14 protein-coding genes are annotated in these 23,536 nt (G+C 57.0%); 3 read left to right on the top strand and 11 right to left on the bottom strand.

Annotation, left to right across the window (positions count from 1 at the left end; translation table 11 throughout):
- Positions 1-65: 65 nt before the first annotated feature.
- Entirely contained in the window at positions 66-1,379 is a 1,314-nt protein-coding gene (argA, locus tag BGK68_RS24820; protein WP_198937257.1) for an amino-acid N-acetyltransferase, read from the bottom strand.
- A gap of 185 nt (positions 1,380-1,564) precedes the next feature.
- Between argA and hrpA the strand changes: the two genes are divergently transcribed.
- Entirely contained in the window at positions 1,565-5,635 is a 4,071-nt protein-coding gene (gene hrpA / locus BGK68_RS24815; RefSeq protein ID WP_075259270.1) for an ATP-dependent RNA helicase HrpA, read from the top strand.
- Positions 5,636-6,073: 438 nt separating this feature from the next.
- Here the strand turns inward: hrpA and BGK68_RS24810 are convergent, their stop codons facing one another.
- The 10 genes from BGK68_RS24810 to BGK68_RS24765 form a co-directional block, all read right to left on the bottom strand.
- Positions 6,074-6,328, bottom strand: a complete 255-nt coding sequence (locus BGK68_RS24810) for a hypothetical protein (RefSeq protein WP_075259269.1) — start codon at positions 6,326-6,328, stop codon at positions 6,074-6,076.
- A 297-nt stretch (positions 6,329-6,625) separates the two neighbouring features.
- Positions 6,626-8,098, bottom strand: coding sequence for a TolC family protein (locus tag BGK68_RS24805; protein ID WP_075259268.1), 1,473 nt, complete (start codon positions 8,096-8,098; stop codon positions 6,626-6,628).
- Positions 8,088-9,431: an HlyD family type I secretion periplasmic adaptor subunit gene (locus BGK68_RS24800; protein WP_075259267.1), complete on the bottom strand. Its 1,344-nt coding sequence runs from the start codon at positions 9,429-9,431 to the stop codon at positions 8,088-8,090. Before BGK68_RS24800 ends, BGK68_RS24805 begins: the two co-directional genes overlap by 11 nt.
- A 4-nt stretch (positions 9,432-9,435) precedes the next feature.
- On the bottom strand, positions 9,436-11,616 hold the full coding sequence (locus BGK68_RS24795) for a type I secretion system permease/ATPase (protein ID WP_075259266.1): 2,181 nt from the start codon (positions 11,614-11,616) through the stop codon (positions 9,436-9,438).
- Between the two features lie 117 nt (positions 11,617-11,733).
- The gene (locus tag BGK68_RS24790) at positions 11,734-14,415 is read right to left on the bottom strand and encodes a hypothetical protein (protein ID WP_143433163.1); all 2,682 of its coding nucleotides are present in this window, start codon (positions 14,413-14,415) and stop codon (positions 11,734-11,736) included.
- An 18-nt stretch (positions 14,416-14,433) separates the two neighbouring features.
- Positions 14,434-14,886, bottom strand: a complete 453-nt coding sequence (locus BGK68_RS24785) for a hypothetical protein (protein ID WP_075259264.1) — start codon at positions 14,884-14,886, stop codon at positions 14,434-14,436.
- Between the two features lie 308 nt (positions 14,887-15,194).
- A complete protein-coding gene (locus tag BGK68_RS24780; RefSeq protein WP_143433162.1) occupies positions 15,195-15,683 on the bottom strand; it encodes a hypothetical protein in 489 nt (162 codons plus the stop codon).
- Positions 15,684-15,731: 48 nt separating this feature from the next.
- Complete coding sequence (locus BGK68_RS24775) at positions 15,732-16,220, bottom strand: hypothetical protein (protein WP_075259262.1); 489 nt, start codon at positions 16,218-16,220, stop codon at positions 15,732-15,734.
- Positions 16,221-16,921: 701 nt separating this feature from the next.
- Complete coding sequence (locus tag BGK68_RS28580) at positions 16,922-20,227, bottom strand: calcium-binding protein (protein ID WP_143433161.1); 3,306 nt, start codon at positions 20,225-20,227, stop codon at positions 16,922-16,924.
- Positions 20,228-20,253: 26 nt separating this feature from the next.
- Positions 20,254-21,165 carry a VgrG-related protein gene (locus tag BGK68_RS24765; protein WP_143433160.1) on the bottom strand — a complete coding sequence of 304 codons (912 nt, stop codon included), beginning with the start codon at positions 21,163-21,165 and terminating at the stop codon, positions 20,254-20,256.
- A gap of 265 nt (positions 21,166-21,430) precedes the next feature.
- On the opposite strand from BGK68_RS24765, the gene BGK68_RS27710 reads away from it, so the two are divergent.
- Together BGK68_RS27710 and BGK68_RS24760 are read left to right on the top strand one after the other, a co-directional pair.
- Positions 21,431-21,784 (top strand): hypothetical protein, encoded by a 354-nt coding sequence (locus BGK68_RS27710; protein WP_143433159.1) that lies wholly within the window; start codon positions 21,431-21,433, stop codon positions 21,782-21,784.
- 879 nt (positions 21,785-22,663) lie between these two features.
- Positions 22,664-23,458 carry an enhanced serine sensitivity protein SseB C-terminal domain-containing protein gene (locus BGK68_RS24760; RefSeq protein ID WP_075259259.1) on the top strand — a complete coding sequence of 265 codons (795 nt, stop codon included), beginning with the start codon at positions 22,664-22,666 and terminating at the stop codon, positions 23,456-23,458.
- Positions 23,459-23,536 lie beyond the last annotated feature (78 nt).

Below are 23,536 nucleotides of genomic sequence, written 5' to 3'. Positions count from 1 at the left end.
CTGGGACGGGCGGGCCTGCGAGATGGGTGTCAGCGGTTGAGCCTGCTCACGTCCTGACGGAAAACTTAGTACAGGTTCTTGATCAGGACCTGTGACTTGCGTTGCCAGTTGTAGATCTGCTGGCGGTCCTGCGGCAGGTCGTTCACGCCTGCCAGCACGAAGCCGCGCTTCAAGAACCAGTGCGAGGTGCGCGTGGTCAGCACGAAGAGCTTGGTCAGGCCGGCTTCGCGGGCGCGGGTCTCGATGTGCTTCAAGATTCGGTCGCCATCGCCCTGGCCCTGCACTTCGGGGTTCACGGTCAGGCAGGCCATCTCGCCCATGCGCTCCTTGGGGAAGGGATAGAGGGCGGCGCAACCGAAGATGACGTTGTCGTGCTCGATGACCGAGAAGTAGTGGATTTCGCGCTCGATCAGCTCGCGGCCACGCTTGACCAGGGTGCCATCGGCTTCCAGCGGTTCGATCAGCTTGAGGATGCCGCCTACGTCTTCGATGGTGGCCTGGCGCAGGCTTTCCAGGTTTTCGTAGGTGACCATGGTGCCCACGCCATCGTGGGTGAACAGCTCCAGCAGCGCCGAGCCATCGGTGGCGAAGGGCACGATGTGGGCGCGCGAGACGCCGGCATTGCAGGCCTTGACCACGCTGGCCAGGTAGAAGGCCGCTTCCGGCGAGAGGAAGCCGGCCGACAGCACGGCCTCGGCCTGGTGCGAGGACAGCTCGCGGATTTCGGTGCCGGCAGCGTCGGTCATCATCGGCGTTTCCGACAGGAAGATCAGCTTTTCGGCGCGCAGCGCGATGGCCGCCGAGACGGCCACGTCTTCCATGGTCAGGTTGAAGGCTTCGCCGGTGGGCGAGAAGCCCAGCGGCGAGAGCAAGACGATGCCGCCCGCGTTCATGATGGGCTGGATGACGTCGGCGGCGATCTTGCGCACCACGCCGGTCAGTTGCAGGTCTACGCCATCGATGACGCCCATGGGGCGGGCCGTGACGAAGTTGCCCGAGATCACGCGGATGGCCGAATGGGCCATGGGCGTATTCGGCAGGCCCTGGCTGAAGGCGGCCTCGATGTCCAGGCGCAATTCGCCAGCGGCTTCCTTGGCGCATTCCAGGGCGGCGCTGTCAGTCACGCGCAGGCCATTGTGGAAGCGCGCCTCGACATTGCGCAGCGCCAGCTGCTCGGCCACCTGCGGGCGCGAGCCATGCACCACCACCACACGGATGCCCAGCGCATGCAGCAGGGAGAGATCCTGGGCCAGCACTTGCAGGTCGCCGGCCGTGACCAGCTCGCCCGGAAAGGCGACCACGAAGGTCTTGCCGCGGAAGGCGTGGACATAGGGTGCGACGGAGCGCAGCCAGTTGACGAATTCGGTCTGTTTTTCCATGACGCGCATTATAACCAGCGTCGCGCCCATCCGTTGGCCCATGGGCGTTTGCGACCGGATTTCAGTCCCGGCTGTTGCAATCCGGAAGCAATCTGCCGGGTATCGCCCCAAAGGACGAGCCCCATCGTCCCCACAGCCGCCTGCAGCCTGACCGGGCGGCCGGTGGCAGGTATAATGTCGGCCTCATGTCTGTTACCAAAGCCCCCACCCCAGCCCCGGCCGCCCAGCCGCAGAAGAACCCGCAGCAGGAGCGTGCGCGCGGCCAGCGCGACGCCCGCAGTCCACGCCGCACCGACTCTGCCGCCGAGGGCGCGCCCACGCCTGCGCCATTGCGCAATCCCTTGCCGCCGGTGACTTTCCCGGAAGAGCTGCCCGTCTCTGGCCGTCGCCACGAGATCACCGAGGCGCTACGGGCGCACCAGGTCATCATCGTCAGCGGCGAGACCGGTTCCGGCAAGACCACCCAATTGCCCAAGATATGCCTGGAGCTGGGCCGTGGCGAAAAGGGCCTGATCGGTCACACCCAGCCGCGCCGGATTGCCGCATCCTCCACGGCCAAACGGATCGCGCAGGAATTGAATTCCCCGCCGGGCGAGCTGGTCGGCTACAAGGTGCGCTTCAACGATACGCTGTCCAAGGGGGCGTGGATCAAGCTGATGACCGACGGCATCCTGCTGGCCGAGACGCAGACCGATCCGCTGCTGCGCCAGTACGACACTATCATCATCGACGAGGCCCATGAACGCAGCCTCAACATCGATTTCCTGCTGGGCTACCTGAAGCAGTTGCTGCCCAAGCGTCCCGACCTGAAGATCATCATTACCTCGGCCACCATCGATGCCGACCGCTTCGCTCGTCATTTCGGGCGCGAGGTGAAGGGCGAGATCGCGCCGGCACCGGTCATCGAGGTCTCGGGCCGGCTGTATCCGGTCGAGATCCGTTATCGTCCCATCGACAATGCCGACCGCAGCGGCGTCTCCACCGAGGTGGCGCAGGCGCGGGCGCGCGCCGAAGGTCGCGCCAGCCAGGCCCAGAAGGACCGCGAGCAACGCGACCTGATGGACGCCGTGGTCGATGCCGTGGATGAACTGGCCCGCATCGGCTCGGGCGATGTGCTGGTCTTCCTGCCCGGCGAGCGCGAAATCCGCGACGCCGCTGAAGCGCTGCGCAAGCATCATCCACCGCATGTGGAAATCCTGCCGCTGTTTGCGCGCCTGTCCGCGCAAGAGCAGGAACGCGTCTTCAAGATCAGCAATGCACGCCGCATCGTGCTGGCCACCAACGTGGCAGAGACCTCGTTGACCGTACCTGGCATCCGCTATGTGGTCGATGCCGGCCTGGCGCGGGTCAAGCGCTACAGCTACCGCAACAAGGTCGAGCAATTGCAGATCGAGCCGGTGGCGCAATCGGCGGCCAACCAGCGCGCCGGTCGTTGCGGCCGGGTGGCGGCGGGTGTGTGTATCCGTCTGTATGACGAACAGGATTTCCTGCAGCGTCCCAAGTTTACCGATCCCGAAATCCTGCGTTCGTCGCTGGCCTCGGTGATCCTGCGCATGAAGTCGCTGCATCTGACCGATGTGGAGAGCTTCCCCTTCATCGAGCCGCCTCTGGGCCGTGCCATTGCCGACGGCTATCAGCTCTTGCAGGAACTGGGTGCGGTGGAAGAACAGGGCGGCGTGAACCGCCTCACGCCGCTAGGCAAGCAGTTGGCGCGCCTGCCGCTGGACCCGCGCGTGGGCCGCATGATCCTGGCTGGCCGCGACAATGCCTGCCTGACCGAACTGCTGATCATCGCCGCCGCCGTGTCCGTGCAAGACCCGCGCGACCGGCCCATGGATGCGCAGAATGCGGCGGATAACGCCCACAAGAAATTCGCCGATGAAAAATCCGAATTCGCCAGCTACCTCAAGATCTGGAAGTGGTTCGAAGACGCCATCGCCCACAAGAAATCGAACCGCCAGCTGCAGGAGCATTGCCGCGAGAACTTCCTCTCGCAACTACGCCTGCGCGAGTGGCGCGATGTCCATTCGCAATTGCTGACCATCGTCAAGGAGCAGGGCTGGCGTCTCAATGAAGCCCCCGCCACCTATGACCAGCTGCATCTGGCGCTGCTGACCGGCCTGCTGGGCAACGTCGGTTTCAAGAGCGAGGACGATGCGCAATACCTGGGCGCGCGCGGCATCAAGTTCAACATCTGGCCCGGCGCGCATCTGACCAAGAAGCCGGGGCGCTGGGTGATGGCCGCCGAGCTGGTCGATACTGCCCGCCTTTATGCCCGCTGCGTGGCCAACATCCAGCCCGAATGGCTGGAAAAGCTGGGTGGTCACCTGTTGAAGAAATCCTGGGGCGAGCCGCGCTGGGAAAAGCGCGCCGCCCAGGTCACCGCCTCCGAACGCGCCACCCTGTATGGGCTGGTGGTGTACAGCCAGCGCCGCATCAACTACGGCAAGATCAATCCGGCTGAAGCACGCGAGATCTTCATCCGCGACGCCCTGGTCGGCGGCGACTTCGAGACCCGCGCCCCGTTCTTTGCGCACAACCAGAAGCTGGTGCGCGAGATCGAGAACCTGGAGCACAAGTCGCGCCGTCTGGATGTGCTGGTGGACGATGAGCTCATCATCGGTTTCTACGACAAGCTGATCCCGCATGACATCTGCAATGGCGTGGACTTCGAGAAGTGGCACAAGGAGGCCACTGCCGCCGATCCCAAGCTGCTGTACCTGAACCGTGACGACCTGATGCGTCACGAGGCCGCTGGCGTGACCACCGAGCTGTTCCCCAAGACCATGAACGTGGCAGGCATCGCCATGGCCTTGAGCTATCACTTCGAGCCCGGCGCTGCCCGTGATGGCGTCACGCTGACCGTGCCGCTGTATGCACTGAACCAGGTCTCGGCGGATCGCTGTGAATGGCTGGTGCCGGGCATGTTGAAGGAGAAGGTGCATCTGCTGCTGAAGTCCTTGCCGCAGAAGCTGCGTCGCCATTGCGTGCCGCTGCCCGGCTATGCCGCCCGCTTCTGCGAGCGCATGGAAGAGCGCAAGACCTTTGGTCGCGGCAACCTCATCGACGCCATCATTGCCGACATCCGCGAGCAGATCACCCTGCTGGTCAAGCCCAGCGATTTCAAGCAGGAGACGCTGTCGGCCCATCATGCGATGAACTTCAAGATCGTCGATGAGCATGGGCGCCAGCTGGAGATGGGCCGCAACCTCGCCGCCCTGCAGGCCGAGTTCGGCGGACAGGCGCGCCAGCAGTTCCAGAAGCTGGCCGAGCAGGTGGCCATTGCTCCCCGCGAGGACGAGGACAATGCCGCGCCGTCGCCCGCCGCCTCCACCGGCAAGGGCGGGACCAGCGCCGTGCCAGCGGCTCCTGCTGCGCCGGCTTCGGTAGGCGAATACAGCAACCTCACCAGCTGGAGTTTTGGTGAATTGCCTGAGTTGCTGGAGATTACACGCGGCAGCGGCAAGCAGGCGCAGACGCTGATCGGTTTCCCCGCGCTGGTGGATCGCAAGATGCATTGTGATCTGGAAGTCTTTGATGATCCGGCCGAGGCGGCGCGCTTCCACTATGCCGGGCTGCGTCGTCTGTTTGCCCTGCAGATGAAGGAGCAGCTCAAGTATCTGGAAAAGAATATTCCGGGACTGCAGCAGATGGGCATGCAATTCATGGCCCTGGGTTCGCAGGAAGAATTGCGCGAACAGATCCTCAATGCCGGCCTGGAGCGCGCCTTCCTGCAGGACCCGCTGCCGCGCAACGCCGACGAGTTCAATCGCCGCCGTGACGAAGGCAAGGCGCGCCTGGGTTTGCTGGTCAACGAGATTGCTCGCCTGTGCGGCCAGATTCTGGTCGAGTACCATGCCCTGCCCAAGAAACTGCAAGGCATCAAGGCGCACGCGCAGGCGGCGGCTGACATGCAGGCGCAGCTATCGCAACTGGTGGGCAAGCGTTTCGTGGCCGAGACCGATTACGGCAATCTGAGTCACTATCCGCGTTATCTGAAGGCCATCAACGTGCGGCTGGACAAGCTGCGCGCCGATCCGGCACGTGATACGCGATTGCTGGCGGAATGGAATTCGGTGGCGCTGCCGTATCAACGCGCCCTGAAGGACCGCGCCGGCAGGGCGGATCCGAAGATGACCGAGTTCCGCTGGATGCTGGAGGAGTTGCGCGTGTCCTTGTATGCACAGGAACTGAAGACGCCGATGCCGGTGTCGGTGAAGCGGCTGCAGAAGGTTTGGGAGAGTATGCAGCGGTGATTGCTGTTCGTCCTTCCTGTGGTTTATCTCAGCGGGTCTTATGGAAATACGCGGAATTTCAACTACTCAACTGCTTGCATAGTCTGCCGACGTGGAGTTCTTGAAAAGAAGTCGGCATCTGGTGATGCCTCACTGCTGAGCAAAGATTCCTCGGTGAGGGATTGTCCATAAAATCCATTGAGCAGGGTTGTCAAGGATGCTGCGCTACATGAGTAGTCGAAGTCTTGCTTGACGACTTCCGCATCGCGTAGGTTCTTCCTGCTCCGTATGGAGATGCTGATCTGGGCAGTATGCACGCTTAGCAGAAGAATGCTATCAGGCGGATTTTGCTTTCTGGAATAAGCGGGCAGGTCTTCAGAGAAAGCAGAGCTTGGGACAAAGAAGCTGGTCAGAGAAAAGATGCATGCAAGTGCGTCAGCTCTCAAAGTGGAGTGGCTCTTACTTCTTGGTTTTTTCATGTACATAGATGGCCAGTACAAAAAAAATGCCGAGACCTACCCCTAATATAGCTGCCCCTGAGATGGCCGAAAATACCCCTATTCCGTGTTCAAAAACAAGAAGATTGACCAAAGAAGCAGCGAAAAAAAAGGCGCTCGTCACAAAGAATATTTTGACCTTGCTCCATTTCTTTTGGATCGCATATTCTGCCAGTATGCCACCTAGCATCTCTGTCAATGTGCTTATCAAGCTCATAGCATCTCATAAAGGATGAGGTGAGTTCGCGCCTCATCTCGTCCTTTTAGTTAGCAACCAACGACGATATCGGCTGTATTGCGAGGCGCCAAAGTTGGACGCCAGCATATTGGGCCTCCAGGCGATCTGTCCGGCAAGGCCGCCGCCAGATGCACGTATTAGCGCACCACCCATTCCGCCGGTAAGCGCCTCCGTGCCGATTGAATACAAGGAACCTCGCCAGGTAATGGGTCGATTGTTGTAGTAGTTAGTTAAGGCATAGGAGCCAAAGCCGACAGCCCGCCAATGGGATGAGTTTTACTTGTCGTGCTCAGTAATACGCATACGCCCCAGCTCACCCGCGCTAGCTAACAACCGCAATCTGGCTGAACGCCACTCGGCCAGGGCCCGGATGCGCTCCTGGCTTGCATCGGCCAGCGCTGATTGCACGTTCAGGATGTCGATGATGTCACTTAACCCACGTTCATATTTGCGCTGGACGTCGTCCAAGGCCATCTTTGCGCTGTCCAGCAAGCGCTGTGAAGAGGTCAGGTTTCGCAGTGATGCCTGGTTGTCCGCGAAGGCATTGGTGAGTTCACCTATGACCTGCCCCTCCGTTTCCATGAGTTCGGCCTCGCGGATGTCGATCTGGGCCTGGGCGTTGCGTACCTTGTAAGTGTGGGAGAAACCGTCAAAGAGCGGAATGTTCAATGACAATCCCGTCACTGTTTCCCGTGTCTGTGTACCAGCGCTACCTTGGTTAGGGCGACCATTGGCGTAGTATCCGTGCGAAAGATCCAGACTGGGCATGCCCTCAGCACGGATCGCTGCCAGCTTCTGCTGCGACGATGACAACTGTGCCCTTGACGCCAATAACGCAGGATGGTGCTGCCGCGCGACAGTCAACCATTGCTCCAGGTCTTGCGATAGCTCACTGGATTGGATGACCAAGTCGGGAGGGTCGATGGGCACTTGCAGGCCAGCGCTCTGTCCTCGCAGTCCCAGTGAGATGGATAACACGACCAAGGCTTTTTCATGCTGCCCGATGGCGCGCGCATGCTCCAGCTCCGCTTTGGACAAGGATGTCTGGACCTGCAGCAGGTCAGACCTGGCAGCCATGCCTTTTGCTGCGCGCTTGTGGGTAGTGTCCATGATCTGGCGCGCTAACCGTTCGTTGACCTCCCTTGCCAAGCGATTGGCGCCAGTGGTTTGCACATCGTAATAGGCGGCAACCACGCTTGCCATGGTTTTTTGCAAGATCGCGTCATGGCTGGCCAGCGCCGCGTCGAGTGACGCATTGGCTGCACGCAGGTTGGCTGCTCTTCCGCCGAAGTCCAGCAGGCGCCATGTCAGGGTGTAGTACTGTGAGCGACTCCTGCGCTGGGTATCGAGCGGCAGTGGTGAGTCCGGCTGACGGACACGCTCTTGCTGATATCTCAGTCCGGCGTTGACCGTAGGTAAATACGCGCTCTGGGCTTCCCCCTTTTGCGCTGCTTGCATCTTGATGCGTGCCCATCCAGCTTTGACCTGGGCGTGGCGGCACAAACCGAGGTCGATTGCATCACCCAGGGCAAGCGGCGCCGTCGGAACGGCTGACCGTTCATCGCACGCCAGGATCTGAGAATCACCCGGCAGCAATTTTCCCTCGTCCAGTTCGGGCGGTCTTGCCAATAGGGGATCTTGCAATGGTGTCGAGGGCCAGTCACGCCATTCTCGTGTTTGAGCCGCCACGGTCAAGCATGACATCATCGCAGCAACTGTCAGGAATACTGATGTCAGTCTAACGCTCATTGAGTGACTCCCGCTGGTGGCGAATCAGAGGCGAGAGCACGTATTCAACGACCCGCCGGGTCCCTGTCCGGATCTCGGCCGTGACCGACATGCCTGGTGACAGTGCCACGGTGCGTCCATCGACCGCGAGGGTATTGCGTTCCAGAATGATCTTGCTGGAGTAGATCAAGCCCCGCTTTTCGTCTTCGATGGCATCGTGGGAGACATGTCTTACCTTTGCCCGGACCGTGCCATATTTGGTGTAGTCGAAGGCCTCTATCTTAACGTTGGCTTGCTGACCGATCTGTACGAAGCCAATATCCTTGTTCTCCAGAAAGGCTTCCACTTCGACCGTCGAGACCTGAGGAACGATCTGCATCAGTGGCTGGGCTGCCGGGACGACGCCGCTGATCGTATGGACTGTGAGTTGTTGCACGGTTCCGTCCACCGGGGCGACGAGTTTGAGCAACTTGCTGTACTGGCCGGCGCGCCGCTGATCTTGAAGGGCGGCTTCCATTCGCTTGCTGGCGTCGATACCCTCGTCGTGCGCTTCTCTCAAGGTTTGGGCAATCAGCGCTGAGCGCTGGTTGCGCGCGTCGGCCAGTTGTCCCTTGAGCTGGATTCTGGCCTGTTCCTTTTCCTGCCAGGCATGTCGTGAGACGGCGTTCTCGGTCAGTAACGATTGGTAGTCTTGCGCAAGCTGGCTGGCCAGGGGCAAGGCGGCACCGTAGCGCGCAATCTCGTCATCCAGACGATCCAGCTTGCTCTTGAAATCCCGATATTGGCTTTCCAGTTGTCGCTGCGCGGCTTGCCACTGTGCAGCAGATGTGGCCTGTACATGGGATAACTGCGGAAGCTGGCCGGTTGCAATAGCCTCGCGCAAAGCGTTTGCCCGTGCGAGCTGCAAACGTGCCTGGGCCGCTGCATCGGCTGCCTTGTCATGTTCAGCGTCGCTGCTGCTGGAATCGAGTTCGATCAGGAGATCACCTGCCTTGACCGTCTGACCCTCTGTCACATGCAAGGCCTTGACGCTGGCTACCTCAACCGAGGCGATGGTCTTGGTACGGGCTGAAGGAATGATCTTGCCGGTAGCATGAACGATGACGTCGATACGACCGAAGATTGCCCACAGAAGGAAGAAGCCGACCATACTCATCAGCACCCGTGCAGTCCATAGCAGGGTCGGCGAGGCCGGAGATTCTTGCAGGGCTAGTGCGGCTGGCAGGAACTGGGCTTCCTGCTGGTTGTAGTGGTCGGTGCGCAGGCTCTTGCGCAGTCGCCAGAAGTGCGAAAAGACGTCGTAGTAACGCCGCCACAGATCGCGCCAGGCGGCGAGCCAGTGAAGCAATTTCATGTGCTTATGCCGTTGAGGGGACGCCTGCAGCGCCTTGAATCATCTGCAGGCGATGCAGGTGCGTATAGATGCCAGCGGGATTACGCAGTAGCTCATCGTGCGAGCCGCTCTCCGCAATCTCCCCCCTGTCCATGACGATGATGCGATGGGCGTCGCGGACTGCCGAGAGTCGATGGGCGATGATCAATACGGTCCTTCCCGCACAGATCTGGCGCATATTGTCCTGAATGATTTTCTCGGACTCATAGTCGAGTGCGCTAGTGGCTTCGTCGAAGATGAGGATCGCCGGATTCGAGATCAGTGCGCGAGCGATGGCGATGCGCTGGCGCTGTCCACCAGACAGACCGGTTCCATGTTCCCCGACCAGGGTGTCATAGGCCTCCGGTAATTCGCAGATGAATTCATGGGCGCCTGCCAGCTTCGCGGCGGCGATGACGGTTTCGATGGGCAGGGACGGATCGGTGAGTGCGATGTTGTCGCGGATGGAGCGGGAGAACAGCGTATTTTCCTGTAACACCACGCCGATCTGCTGGCGTAGTGAGGCGGTGTCAATGATGGCAAGATCTTGCCCGTCGATCAGGATCCTGCCACGATCACAAACGTAGAGGCGCTGTACCAGTTTGGTAAGGGTACTTTTCCCTGAGCCGGAGCGGCCGACGATCCCAAGGACTTCGCCAGGCCGCACACTCAAGGACAGCGAGCGGATGACATCTGTGTTTTCCGGACGATACCGGAATGAAACCTGGTCGAAAGAGATCGCACCGGCTAACCTGGGCAGGCGGGATTTCTGACCCATTACCTCCGAGCGCGTGTCGAGTACATCTCCTAGCCGACTCATCGAAATCCCCACTTGCTGAAAATCGTTCCATAACTGGGCCAGCCTCAGAATGGGCGAGGCTACCTGCCCGGCAAGCATATTGAAGGCCACCAGCTCCCCGACTGTGAGCTGCTGTTCTATGACCAAGGTAGCACCCAGCCACATGATGGCGGCGGTGACCAGCTTGCTGATCAGGCTTACACCACCGCTGGCCAGCAGGCCGATGTTGGTTGTACTGAGACCCGCGCAGACATAGGCGGCCAGTTGCTTGTCCCACTTCTGCTGCCAGCGTGGTTCGACGGCCATGGCCTTGAGCGTATCCATGCCAGTGAGGGTTTCCACCAGAAACGCCTGGTTTTCCGCTCCCTTGTTGAATTTGTCGTCCAGCTTTGCGCGCAATATGGGCGTAAAGAGGAAGGATAGGGCGAGGTACAACGGAATTGATGCCAGGACAATCAGTGACAGGGTCACGCTGTACCACAGCATGACGCCGATGAAGACAAAGGAGAAGACGATATCCAGCAGCAAGGTCATGGCATTGCCGGTCAGGAAAGAGCGAATGTTCTCCAGCTCTCGGATGCGAGCGATCGAGTCCCCTGCACGGCGGGATTGGAAATAGGTAATGGGTAAGCTGAGCAGGTGCGCAAACAACTTCGATCCCAGCTCTACATCGATCTTGCTACTGGTATGCGCAAACAGCGCGGTACGGATTCCCCCAAGGATGGCTTCGAACAGGGTCGCCGCGACCAGACCCAAGGCGATTACATTGAGAGTCTTCATGGCGTGGTTGACCAATACCTTGTCCATCACCACCTGGAAAAAGAGCGGCGTACATAGCCCGATCAATTGCAGTACCAGCGAAATCAGCAAGACTTCGCCTAAGGTCTTGCGATACTTGACTACGGCGGGAATGAACCAAGTAAAGTCGAACTTTCCCATCGCGCGGGCAAAGCTCGCCCTGCTGGTCATGAGGATCAGTTGCCCGCTCCAGCATTGTTCAAAGTCTGGGTGTAGCATGACTTCCGGACGCTGGCCTGGCCGTTGCAGCAGGATGCGCCATATCTCCTGGCTTTTGTCGATCTTGCCCAGCAGGAAGAACTGGCCGCTCGTATCGATGGCGATGGCCGGCAGCGGTGTCCGATCCAGGCGATCACGATATTGTCTGATGCAGCGCGCGGTCAATCCCAGTTTTTTCGCGGCCAGCAGGATGGTCTCGATAGTGAAGGGTGCACGTCCGTATTCGTGTTGAAGCTGACGCGGATCGGCAGCGATACCATGCAGTTTGGCCATCATCAACAGACAGAGCAGGCCGGTATCGAGGCGTTCGTCTGCAGATGGTGGCGCGGTGCCCTGTTCTTCTTTAGTCACGCTAAGAGTCTCGTAGGAGGCGAGGGGTAATGAGACGGCCCATCGTGAGGATGGGCCGCGAATTCATCAATGCAGGGATCGGCGATTTCGGCTGATGCGAGACATCGCCGATGGCATTCAATGCGTTACGGTCAGCAAGATTTGACCATTGCTGTTCTGACTTCCGGTCCAGCGGGTCTGCGACGCAGTGGGTGCAGCGAAGGCCGCCATTGCCTGAACGAATTGCTCGATATCGCCCTCGTGCATCGTATATCCATCGGCAGTCCCGATTCGTTCGACGTGATTATCACTTCCGCGGCCTTTCTGGATTTCCCAGCCTTTTACGATGATCTGATCGGATGGTTGGGGGATGTTGATCTTCAGATTGTTTCCGCTGTACTTGAATCCGAGGTTCTGATGTTCAATGTCGAAGGGGCCGGGCCAGTCGATATCTTGATAGGTGTTGTCTCTATCGATGATGGTGTCAGCGCCATCATCCAGACTGAATCGATAGCTATCATTGTCAGCCTGGCCGAATAACTCGCCGTTACCTGCGCCGCCGTAGAGGGCATCATAGTCGTCGCCATCGGTGCCGATGAGACTGTTTCGGTTGTCGTCGCCAAAATAGATCTGATTGAGGCCGGATTGGAGGAACTGTACGGCATCGGTGTAATTCGTCATGGCGCCGGATTGGCGTAGGGAGTCGTAGTTGCTGATGAGTTGAGTCAAGGGCACGACGTCGCCCGTGTCCCAGGAGGGTGAATCGGGTGCTTGATCTTGCTGGGTTTCGCGGTCGATATCAAAGTTATCTAGTCTGTTTCGGTTGTTGCCGCCAAAATAGATCTGATTGAGGCCGGATTGGAGGAACTGTACGGCATCGGTGTAATTCGTCATGGCGCCGGATTGGCGTAGGGAGTCGTAGCTGCTGATGAGTTGAGCCACGGGCAGGCCGTCGCCCGTGTCCCAGGATGGTGAATCGGGTGCTTGATCTTGCTGGGTTTCGCGGTCGATATCAAAGTTATCTAGTCTGTTTCGGTTGTTGCCGCCAATATAGATCTGATTGATGCCGGATTGGAGGAACTGCACGGCATCGGTGTAATTCGTCATGGCGCCGGATTTGAGTAGGGAGCGGTAGCTGCTGATGAGTTGAGTCAAGGGCAGGGCATCGCCCGTGTCCCAGGATGGTGAAGCGGGTGCTCGTTCTTGCTGGATTTCGCGGTCGATATCAAAGTTACCTGGCTGCGGTGCCGTGGCTGAAAGTAGGACGCTCTTAAGGCGGCGCTGGATCTCCTGGGCAATGGATTCGGCGAACTCCGTTGCTGTTGATGTACTTTCGTAGAAGGTGCTGAGGGGGAGCTGGCTCGGTAGTGGGAAACTTGGGACGTATTGGATGCCCGGCGTGTAGGTGAACCGATTGTTTGCCAAGAAGTCGGTGGAGGCATTGACGACGTTTTCGAAGCCGGGCTTGTCCAGTTCGCCGTTGGCGAAGGCCGCCCAGGCCGCATGATCGGCCGAGTTGGCGGCGTTGATGTCATTGAATTGGTAACTGCGGTCATTCCACCGGACTCCGTTGTTGGAACGGTCGGTATAGGAGAAACCGTCGACGTCAATGTCGCCGATGTTGCTGCCGCTGCGGGTGATCTCTCCGGAGGCGGGGTCGTAGTGGAAGTTGCCGGAGGTGCCGTCAGCGAGGGTGCCGGTGCTGGCGTCGAGGGCAAATCGTCCCACGTATTTCTTGTTGTTGAGGACTTCAACTTGCCCGTCCGAATAGAAGGAGAGATTGCCGTTAGCAGCGGTATTGGCGTTTGATAGGCTGCCATCCGGGTTACGCAACTGATGGGAGACCACCCCTGTTTCCGTATGGGTGGTGGTGATGAGTTTGTGTCCGTTCAAGCCCGGTTCTGTAAAGGACTTGATGGAAACGATCTCGACGGGCTTGGGCGGCACCGGTTCGGTTTTTGGCGTTACCGACTCGGTCCTGTTTTCCATGGGCACCGTCTTGAAGGTGGTTTCACCTGTCGCCAGGTTTTGGAATGTGGTCGTGATTGTGCCCGTGTCAGGATTAGGCACGATCCAGGAGATCGTTCCATGGGCCGTATCGGAGATATACCGCACCCCATTGGTATATGTGCGCACGGTACCGTGCCGACCGAAGTGTTCTTCGGTGTAGGAAAGACCAGGGCCTCCCGTGTTGGGTAGCCAGTTGGCATAGGATGGATCATAAGTGTGAATGCCGTCCCACAATTTCTCGGTGTTCTTTTCGATCTTGGCCGAGTAGCTGCCGGCGGGTGCGGAATCTGGCTTGACCTGGTTGGTGTCTACGCCAGAGTATCGGCGGGTAACCTCTTGAGGGAGCATGGTGTCCGTGAGGGAGCTGTACGCGCTTGGGGAAATCTCACCTACGGTCAGTATATTCTTGACGAAGTCGGTACAGACATTGGACATGGGACCTGTCACGGCGCTGATCGGGAGGAGAAGAGGGATGGCGCCTCGGACGGCGTTGTAGTTGTCGGTGGTGTCGTTGGCAACTGAGGCTGCGTATTCGAGCATGTTGCTATATTGCCGTTCTGAGACTGAAAATGTCTTTGACCATCTTTCTAAGTGAGGAATTGGTTTTCCTGTTTTTGGGTCTGTACTGGTGATTGTGTCATCTCTTAGAGTGCCTGGGCCGGTGGAGCCGTGAACAACCGGGTAATAGCCGATCGTAATATCAGGTTTTCCAGGAGCTGAAAGGGTGACAAATGCGTGGCCTACTTGCGCTTTTAACCCTTCGAAACCGCCGGTGGGGTAAGTGCGTACGGTGACGCTATAGTTGATCATGGTTATTTCCTAAATGAATTAGCGCTTAAGGTAATCGCGAAGATATGTGAGTCGAAAGATGTTCTTTCCCGTTTTTCTGTCTACCACTAAGATCGCATAAGGTTCTGTACGGCCTGCGGTGTATGCGATATAAGCACCCAGGCACTCAGGGCGTTTTTTCAGAATTTCTGATCCGAAGATTGTCGTGTCATAGTTTTCTAGTTGAAACAACGACGCATCTTCTCTTCCCAGTGGTTCTATATTTGGCCGTCTGTCGATAAAAAAATCCCGACTCTCACCGTCGAAGCATTTGAGATGTTCCATCAGCGAACCTTCCGGGTAATAAGGCATGGGTATTTTATTTTCCAGCCAAAATATATTTAAAAAGTTGTAGATGTACATCACCAATATCGAAAAAATCATGCTCCACCAAACGATGCTAACGCGATTCTGGTGGTCTGCAAGCCATTGCCAATGTCGTTTGCTAAGCATGCTTCTATCCCCTTAATATTTCCGGAAGAGCTGACCGACATCCAAGTAGTAGATGTCTGGATTTCCAACGCAAGAATTTTCTGAAAATATTCCTGCTACATTGAATCCTTATTTAGATGCTAATTCCATCGAATATTTTCTGTAAATCAAAGATTGATTAGATGAAAATAGATACGATTGGAGTATTTATGAAAGACGGCAAAACTTATCGTTAGAAAAGTTGGAAATATATATTTTGGGGACTGTCTTTTCGTGGTTTTCGGGCCGCCTCAGTTACTGGGGATTAATCATGTATTTTGTTCCTTAAATTAACGCTCTAAACGCGTCTTAATTAACGCAATTCGATAGACATTCCGACCAGTGCTCCGGTTAACAATTCTCATGACAATAGGCTCCGGCCATGCTTGTTTGTCCGCGATAAATGCTCCAAGACAATCTGGGCGCTTCTCCAAGATTTCGGATCCCAAGCTTACGGTTCGGTATTTCTCAAAAAGAAAATATCTTGCATCGCCGCGGTCAAGCGGATCGGATGGGTAGTTGCTGTAATCGCCGTTTAGGGCGATCACCTTATTTTCCGAAGGGATGTACATCTCGTAGACATCAAACGTCCGACACCCAATTCGGGCGCTCCAGTGCGTCAAATTCTGGTACTGCAAAGGCAATTTGTTATTCCACCAAAACACCTTGAGAAAGTTGTAGGAGTAGACCAACAAGAACACCAAAAACAAATACAACAAAACCAGCTTGATCCCGAGTTCATGATCCGCACACCACTGCCATTGCCGTTTGCTTAGCATCGCCCACCTCGTCTTATCGAATATTGAAACCCAGTCCTCCATCCGGCGTTATCGCGTGAGATAGTCCTTGAGCAGCGCAATACGGAAAATGGTCGCGCCCGAATCCCGGTCAACGATGAGGATGGCATACGGCCCCGGATAGTCCTTCATGTCGGCAATGTAGGCGCCCAGGCAGGCGGGCGCATCGGTCAATATTTCAGAGCCGATCAAGGTGGTCGGATAATTCTCGAGCATCCAGAACCGGGCATCAGTGCGGTCCAGATTACTGGATTTGAAGGGGCTGAGATTCAACCGTGGAGGAAACACCTGATTGGTCGAAGGAATGAACATGGCCTTGACCTGCTCGGTCTCGCAATTCATTTTCTTCATCATCGAGTCTGCCGGGCGGTAGTCCAGCGGCCCAATGCCGTTCCAATAGAAGCGGATGAAAAACAGGATGAGGTAACGACTGATGAAAATGCCGATCAGGGTCCAGCACGCCATTCTGATCGGACGATGATGGTCTGCGCACCATTGAAATTGGCGCTTGCTGAGCATGTACTATTCCCTTCGGATGGATGGACGTTCGTGTTGAACATCGCGTTCTTCAATGCACGGCGGGTGTCTCTCGATTGACTGGATGTAGGCTCCGTTGAGCCACTTTATCGGTGTGGAAGAGAGGGATCCATTGAACCTCAAATCGCGCTGGAGATATACTGAATTTGTTCTGCATTCAGCAAAGACTTGATGATTTTCCGCTGATCAAAATCTTTGGTTGGCGCGGAAAAATTCTCATCGGTTTAGCCGCACGATCGGTGGGTTGCATCGCCGGGGCGATTGGCTCTAAGTGAGCTGGCGATGGTGGCCGGGCACTATTCAAATCTATGCTTGCTGAGAATATTTCTGGATCCTTTGGAGAGCTTACTGTCAACAGTTGCGTTCGTCATCCCACGGCGCGTGCCTCTGGAATGAGCTGCTGAAGACTCCTTTGAGTCGGCTGGTCGGAGCAGTAGAGCGAGACCCATTGGAGCCTAAATCGCGTTGATGGCATACCGATTTTGTTCTGTTTTCAGGTGACGTCTTGACGAATTTTTCGTTGATCAAGACGCGCAGCATACGCGGGAAATTCTGTCTTCCCTGGCGAGAAAGCGGATAAAAATCGCCTAATTGGTATTGGTCGCGAAAGGCCCGCAGTGAATGCGAGCCGTTCTCCGACCGTGGAGAGTGCAACATCTGCCAGCGCCGGATGTTCCTCTGTGTCAATGCGTCACTGTCAACAGCACGCGACCATTGTAGTGCTGGCCGTTATTCCAGCTGCTCTGTGATGCAGGCGGCGCTGAAAAGGCGGCCATGGCTTGCACGAAATGCTCCACATCGCTGTCGTTCATGGTGTACCCCTCGGCCGTCTTGATTAGTTCGAGGTGATTGGGGCCAGTCCAGTTGTTTTGTGAATACCACCCTTTGACGATGATCTGGTCGAATGATCCAAGGATATCGATCTGCAGATCATCGCCGATATGCTGGAACCAAAGGTTCTGCTGATTGATGTCGGTGAGCTCCAGTATATCGATGTTGCCCTGTGTGGCATCAGCGTCGATGACGGTGTCGACACCGTCCCCGCGGTTGAATCGGTAGACGTCATTACCATCGCCGCCGACGAGACGATCATTGCCCTTTCCACCGGAGAGGGAGTCACTGCCGGCACCACCATCGAGGTAGTCATTGCCATTGCCGCCGATGAGATTGTCGTTACCGGCATAGCCGGTCAGAGAGTCATTGCCGTCGCCGCCGTCGAGCGTATCCTCCAGTTGGCCGCCGTAGAGCTGATCATTACCGGCCAGACCGAACATGCGATTGCTCTGGTTGTCAAATCCCCACCAACTATCGTTACCGATGGTGCCAGTCTGGGTGAGCTTGGTAGTTATATCGGCATTAGCCCAGGTTGTGCCATCGGCAAAGACGATCTTCTCGATCTTGCAATATGCAGAGTAGAAGTAGTTCTGGAGGCTGACTGACTCCGATCCCCATGTCAGGGTGAGGTCGTTTCCAGAGCGAGCTAGCACGGTGTTGGCAGCAATGAGGCCGGCACCGAGCTGTAGCGTATCGATATTGCCGCTGGTGTAGTCTTCGTCGTTGATGGTGTCGTTGCCATCGCCCTGATTGAACAGATAGATATCGTTACCCGAGCCACCGATGAGACGATCATTGCCCTTTCCACCGGAGAGGGAGTCACTGCCGGCACCACCATCGAGGGAATCATTGCCATTGCCGCCGATGAGGGAGTCACTGCCGGCACCACCATCGAGGTAGTCATTGCCATTGCCACCGATAAGATTGTCGTTACCGGCATAGCCGGTCAGAGAGTCATTGCCGTCGCCGCCGTCGAGCGTGTCCTCCAGTTGGCCGCCGTAGAACTGATCATCACCGGCCAGACCGAACATGCGATTGCTCTGGTTGTCAAATCCCGACCAATTATCGTTACCGATGGTGCCGGTCTGGGTGAGCTTGGTAGCTATATCGGCATTAGCCCAGGTTGCACCATCGGCAAAGACGATCTTCTCGATCTTGTAATATGCAGAGTAGAAGTAGTTCTGGAGGCTGACTGAATCCGATCCCCATGTCAGGGAGAGGTCGTTTCCAGAGCGAGCTAGTACGGTGTTGGCAGCAATGAGGCTGGCACCGAGCCGTAGCGTATCGATATTGCCGCTGGTGTAGTCTTCGTCGTTGATGGTGTCGTTGCCATCGCCCTGATTGAACAGATAGATATCGTTGCCCGATCCACCGACGAGACGATCATTGCCCTTTCCACCGGAGAGGGAGTCACTGCCGGCACCACCATCGAGGGAGTCATTGCCATTGCCGCCGATGAGATTGTCGTTACCGGCATAGCCGGTCAGAGAGTCATTGCCGTCGCCGCCGTCGAGCGTGTCCTCCAGTTGGCCGCCGTAGAACTGATCATTACCGGCCAGACCGAACATGCGATTGCTCTGGTTGCCCAATCCCGACCAATTATCGTTACCGATGGTGCCGGTCTGGGTGAGCTTGGTAGCTATATCGGCATCAGCCCAGGTTGTGCCATCGGCAAAGACGATCTTCTCGATCTTGTAATATGCAGAGTAGAAGTAGTTCTGGAGGCTGACTGACTCCGATCCCCATGTCAGGGTGAGGTCGTTTCCAGAGCGAGCTAGTACGGTGTTGGCAGCATTGAGGCCGGCACCGAGCTGCAGCGTATCGATATCGCCGCTGGTGTAGTCTTCGTCGTTAATGGTGTCGTTGCCATCGCCCTGATTGAACAGATAGATGTCGCTACCCGATCCCCCGGCGAGGCTGTCATTGCCGTTATCGCCTGATAACATGTCCGCGCCAGCGCCTCCGCGTAACGTATCGTCGCCCGCGCCACCCCTAAGAAGATGAGATTTGTACATAAAATTGTTAACCTGCAATGTATCTGCTCCTTCTGTTCCTAATAGCAGAGCGCCACGACCAAGAAGAAGCCACGTTTCAAAGTCGCCGTCCTGCTGCTCTATTGCCTTTGAAATGGCATTCATTAGCGAGATACCATCGCTCCCTGTGCTGATCAAGGCGTCATCAAAACCTGCTAATCTGCTAGACGCCTCTCCCCGGTTAAATTGCGTTTTTAACACTTCGACCAACTTACTCACATCCCATTCAAAGCTGGCGGAAGCCTCGTCCCAGTGGAGTGCCAGGCTATTAACGAACGGCCGGAAATCACTCTGCCATTGCAGTCGTTCCTTGACTCGCTGTGCAAGTAAATCAAATGCCTTGAGCAAATGGGGCGTAGCCCGTCCATGTGGATTAGGGTCCAGTTCGCCCCAACACCAGACGCCCATATAGTTTTTTCCGAGTATTTTTTCCAATGTCGCAAGCTTGCGTGCGTCGCCAATGACGTTTCCGTAAATTTTCGTGGCAGCGCGACTCGTGGGATCGATATTCTGAACACCCGCCCAATGAAAAATCAGACTGGTCAACAGGGCGGGCCTCTCGGCCTCTCCGGCGGATATCCATTGCTGCACTAGTTTTGTGAGAGTGCCAGTGCTGTCTCGTGCCATGGCCTGATGCAGACTCGCTACGTTCCCCATGCCAAGAAGATCCGGTAGTGCATCAATCTGTTCACTGACGGCCAACAGGTTCATGTTCACGGTTCGCGCTGTATCAACCGAAAACCAGACATCATTCATCTTCTGTTGGCGACCGTCCCCCTTGGTGAAGCTGCCCAGTTGGCGGTGATGATTGCCTTCAGCATCTTTCTGATTGCCAGACGTATAACCGACATTCAAGTTGCGTACGTTGGCTTGTTCGAGCGTCTGCAACTCGCCGGCATCTGTGACGCCGTTACTATTGAGGTCGCGCCAGAGGCGTAGCGTTGTAAAGGCGCTGTCCTTGGCATCAATGACGCCGTCAACGTTACTGTCCAGGTCCTTGAGTGCCTCAAATCCATTGGCGGCCAACTGGCCATTTTTGAGAGCGGTGTAATTACCGAATAATTCACCGCCGTTTTGATCTTCCCATCGCCGTCGATATCGCGTGCCAATATGCCTGAGCAAGGCGAAGACTGTTGAATATGAGTTCGCTACCTGTGCCTGCGAACGCTTCTTGTCGGACTATGTATTTCTGAATCGTTGCTGTCGGTGTGGGCGACCGCGCTGGGATTGCTTTCAGGGCGAAGTTCCCGTGCTGAGATGTTAGAGAGCGCGTCCGCTTTCTCTTCATTGGAGATACTAGTTACGGTGCTTTCGTTTGTTGCGACAGCTTTTTCCGCTGCTTTTTCTGCTTGTTCCACGTCCTTCTCGTGCGGATCCGGGGCTATTTGGGGAGCAAGATTTTTCTTGGCGTCATCTTCGATCCCGAGCAAATTCAAAAGGCTCTGTTTTTCTGATGTTGCTCTTGCAAGGTTGCCTCGTCTTATCTCTTCAGATGAACTCCGGAACATTGCTTCGTTGTTTGCGATCTTGTGGTCCTGAACTGCGACGATGATCTCGGCATCTGATCGAGACTCCAGAGATAGATTAGGTCCGAATTTCTTATGGAGAGCATTGCTTATCAGTGAAGTGGATCCGCCAAAATGAACAGAGGTACTCCAGATCATGTCTTGAACCGCAACACCACGTCCGCTGAGATCTATTCCCGCAGCCTTGAGGCTGTTGAGTTGCACTTTGTAGTGCGTATCGTGTATGAACTGGTGTTGAGTCGAGGCGAAGTTCGGATCATTCTTTGCGAGTTCGCTCCACTTATCGTTAAATGCTTTTGTGCCTGGCACGAGGTCTGAAAAGTGTGTGCTGTAGTCTCCGTAGTTCGGGTCTTTCAGATATCGCTCGAGGGTTCCTTTTTTTGAGGAAAGCTGATACGCACCATATGATGCGCCGCCGTTATCTCCTCTTCCGGTACTGATGGTGTTGACGCCCCTTCCTCCGGTTTCATACTGCATTGACGTTGTTCCTAATCGCCATCCTGCAATAACTTCACTGGCCGGTTGCTGAGCCATTTTCATTCTCCTTTATGCTGATTTGAGTTGTGCTGAATCGGATATTTACTTTGGATATCTGCGAACTGGGGACAGATTGCATGAGCCCTTTGCTGTATTTGCGTCGGAACCTCCTTGCGCGATAGGAGGAGATGAACGAAGGTGTTCGTTGAGGGATCCTGCATGCCGGATGAGTTCTCATCTGCTTCTCCCGGATTGCTCAGGCAACTTATTCAGCTTGGCTGCCGAGCATGTCATTGATGTGCCGTGATTGAGCGAATGCGTCATGTTGCTGCCGGCGACGTTCGCTGTAGCTCAGCATGTTGTTCGTGCCGCCTACGGGGGCGATGCCGTTGTGTCCACTTGGCAGCTCAGCGATTCACGTGTGCTATTACAGCGCATCGTCCGGCGGACTTATATCGAATTCATTCCGCATTCTTGGAGGGTTTCATCCCACATGCGGCATGAAGATCTGGAGCTTCTTTCTTCGGGTATTCACGGTGCGTGGAATTTGCGAGATGTCTCGCCAATGAAGGTCGAGGTGGGCGCAGGCACTGAAGCAGTGTGCGGCGCCAGTTCAGCCAATTTCATCCGTCTTTCGCGTGGAGTGTCGGATTCCGAGAATCAGATGATTACGTAGATGAATACGTCGAACTTAATACTCACCAACTCAGCCGCATGAACCGGCCGGATGGCGGAGCAGGAAGGAATGACCGAACGTCAGGAGTGGGGATCGGTGCGTACGCCGGTCGCGAGATCAATGGGATGTCGGGGCCGAAGAGCCAAGCCTCGTTCGCTGATCATTTGTCCTGAAGGCTGTTTCTTTCAGGCTCAGGTTCAGTGAAAATAATTTTCCAAGAAGAGGCCGCAGCGAGAAAGAAACATCACGCCCTCGGAGAACACCTGCGTTCCGCATCGATATCCAGTCTCGAGTCTCCGACGCCCGAGTAACGCCCTCCAACTGCGCATGCCACGCCGGCGGCACGATACGCCGCAGTCGCCGCACCCCCTCCAACTGCGCCAGCAACTCGACATGCCAGCGTTGGGGATTCGTCCAGCCATGCCCAGGGTTGTCCAGCCACGGTGCCAGGGCGGCACGTAGCCGTTCGTCCTGATGCGGTTGGGCTGCTTGAGGCTATCGAGCAGCACGATGCAGGCCATCAAATCCCAAGGATGACGCGCGCAAAGTGACAAGGCGATCGTCTGATGGCCATGCTGGCGCAGCATGGCGGCGATGTCCGCAAAGCTGACATGGGCCCTAGTCCGCAAGCGCGCGCCCGTCCGGTGGCGGTAACTGGTCGCGGCTGCCTTCGCCAGCCGGAGGTGGGATCGGGCGGGTCCATTGTTTCAGCCATCGCACGTTAGATGCCAACATCGGGTTGCTTCTTGGAAAGGAAGCTGCATTGCCGCCCATCTCCCGCCCCCTGGGAACCTTCTTTGAGCGACCGGTTCGAAGAGTCGCCTTGCTCCGGTCCCGCTACCGGGGCGGCATGGTCCCCCAACAACCAGAAAGAGCGCCATGCAAGCCGAAACCTCCCCATCCCTGTCTCCCCTTGAAGAAGTCTTGCTCCGCGCCCAGGGCGACCCGGAAGCGCGGCCCGCCTTCTACCGCATGCTGCTGGATTCCACCGTCTTCGTGCGCGGCAACCCGCCGCCGGACGGCAACCGCGAGCAGGTCCAGATCATGCGCTGGCCCGGTGACGATGGGGCCATGATGCTGCCCATGTTCAGTTCCCTGCAGGAGATCGAGCAAGCCTTCGACAAAGACGCCTCCTGCGTGGGCATGACGGTGCGCGAGCTGTTCCGCATGTGCGGCGATGGGCGGACGATCTTCATCCTCTTTCCGGACAGCCCCCACGCCAAGTATTTCGTGCCCGGCGAAGTGGCTCATGTCCTGCAGGAGGATAACGGCGGCGTGCCCGTGGCGCGTGAGGTGGGCGGAGGCAGCAGCGTGCAGCTGGGCAGCCCGGCGCAGCCGCCGCAGGCCATGCTGGAGGCGCTGTCGGCGCTGTTCGCGCGCCATGACAAGGTCAAGGCCGCCTACCTGGCCATGATGCATGATCCTGCCCATGACCCGCAGCCTACGCTGGTGGTCGGCATTGACCTCCCCGCGAGCCACGTGGAACGGGTGATGCGCGAAGTCGGACCAGTGGTCGCACAACACGCGCCAGCCAATACGGCAGTGGACATGTTGCGCGTGGAGCCCGGCAACAGCATCGCCGACTACATGCTGGCCGAGACCAAGCCGTTCTATGAGCGCCAGCAGCGCGAGCGGGTGGGCTTCTTCAAGTCGCTGTTTGGCGGAGGGCGCTAGGCCGGGCCGGCCTGGCCTGTCGGGCTGCTGTGGCAGGTCATGCGGCGCCACGATGGCCCGGGATGGCCCAACCTGGGC

This window comes from Herbaspirillum camelliae, assembly GCF_001929405.1.
Taxonomy (GTDB): Bacteria; Pseudomonadota; Gammaproteobacteria; order Burkholderiales; family Burkholderiaceae_D; genus Herbaspirillum; species Herbaspirillum seropedicae.
Note: the sequence above shows the minus strand (reverse complement) of the source record. Positions and strands in the feature narration are given on the sequence as shown.

Excerpts from the sequence above, each read along its gene's own strand:
- argA (WP_198937257.1), bottom strand. The coding sequence starts at position 1,379 with ATGGAAAAACAGACCGAATTCGTCAACTGGCTGCGCTCCGTCGCACCC.
- hrpA (WP_075259270.1), top strand. The coding sequence starts at position 1,565 with ATGTCTGTTACCAAAGCCCCCACCCCAGCCCCGGCCGCCCAGCCGCAG.
- BGK68_RS24810 (WP_075259269.1), bottom strand. The coding sequence starts at position 6,328 with ATGAGCTTGATAAGCACATTGACAGAGATGCTAGGTGGCATACTGGCA.
- BGK68_RS24805 (WP_075259268.1), bottom strand. The coding sequence starts at position 8,098 with ATGAGCGTTAGACTGACATCAGTATTCCTGACAGTTGCTGCGATGATG.
- BGK68_RS24800 (WP_075259267.1), bottom strand. The coding sequence starts at position 9,431 with ATGAAATTGCTTCACTGGCTCGCCGCCTGGCGCGATCTGTGGCGGCGT.
- BGK68_RS24790 (WP_143433163.1), bottom strand. The coding sequence starts at position 14,415 with ATGATCAACTATAGCGTCACCGTACGCACTTACCCCACCGGCGGTTTC.
- BGK68_RS24785 (WP_075259264.1), bottom strand. The coding sequence starts at position 14,886 with ATGCTTAGCAAACGACATTGGCAATGGCTTGCAGACCACCAGAATCGC.
- BGK68_RS24780 (WP_143433162.1), bottom strand. The coding sequence starts at position 15,683 with ATGCTAAGCAAACGGCAATGGCAGTGGTGTGCGGATCATGAACTCGGG.
- BGK68_RS24775 (WP_075259262.1), bottom strand. The coding sequence starts at position 16,220 with ATGCTCAGCAAGCGCCAATTTCAATGGTGCGCAGACCATCATCGTCCG.
- BGK68_RS24765 (WP_143433160.1), bottom strand. The coding sequence starts at position 21,165 with ATGGCTCAGCAACCGGCCAGTGAAGTTATTGCAGGATGGCGATTAGGA.
- BGK68_RS27710 (WP_143433159.1), top strand. The coding sequence starts at position 21,431 with ATGTTGCTGCCGGCGACGTTCGCTGTAGCTCAGCATGTTGTTCGTGCC.
- BGK68_RS24760 (WP_075259259.1), top strand. The coding sequence starts at position 22,664 with ATGCAAGCCGAAACCTCCCCATCCCTGTCTCCCCTTGAAGAAGTCTTG.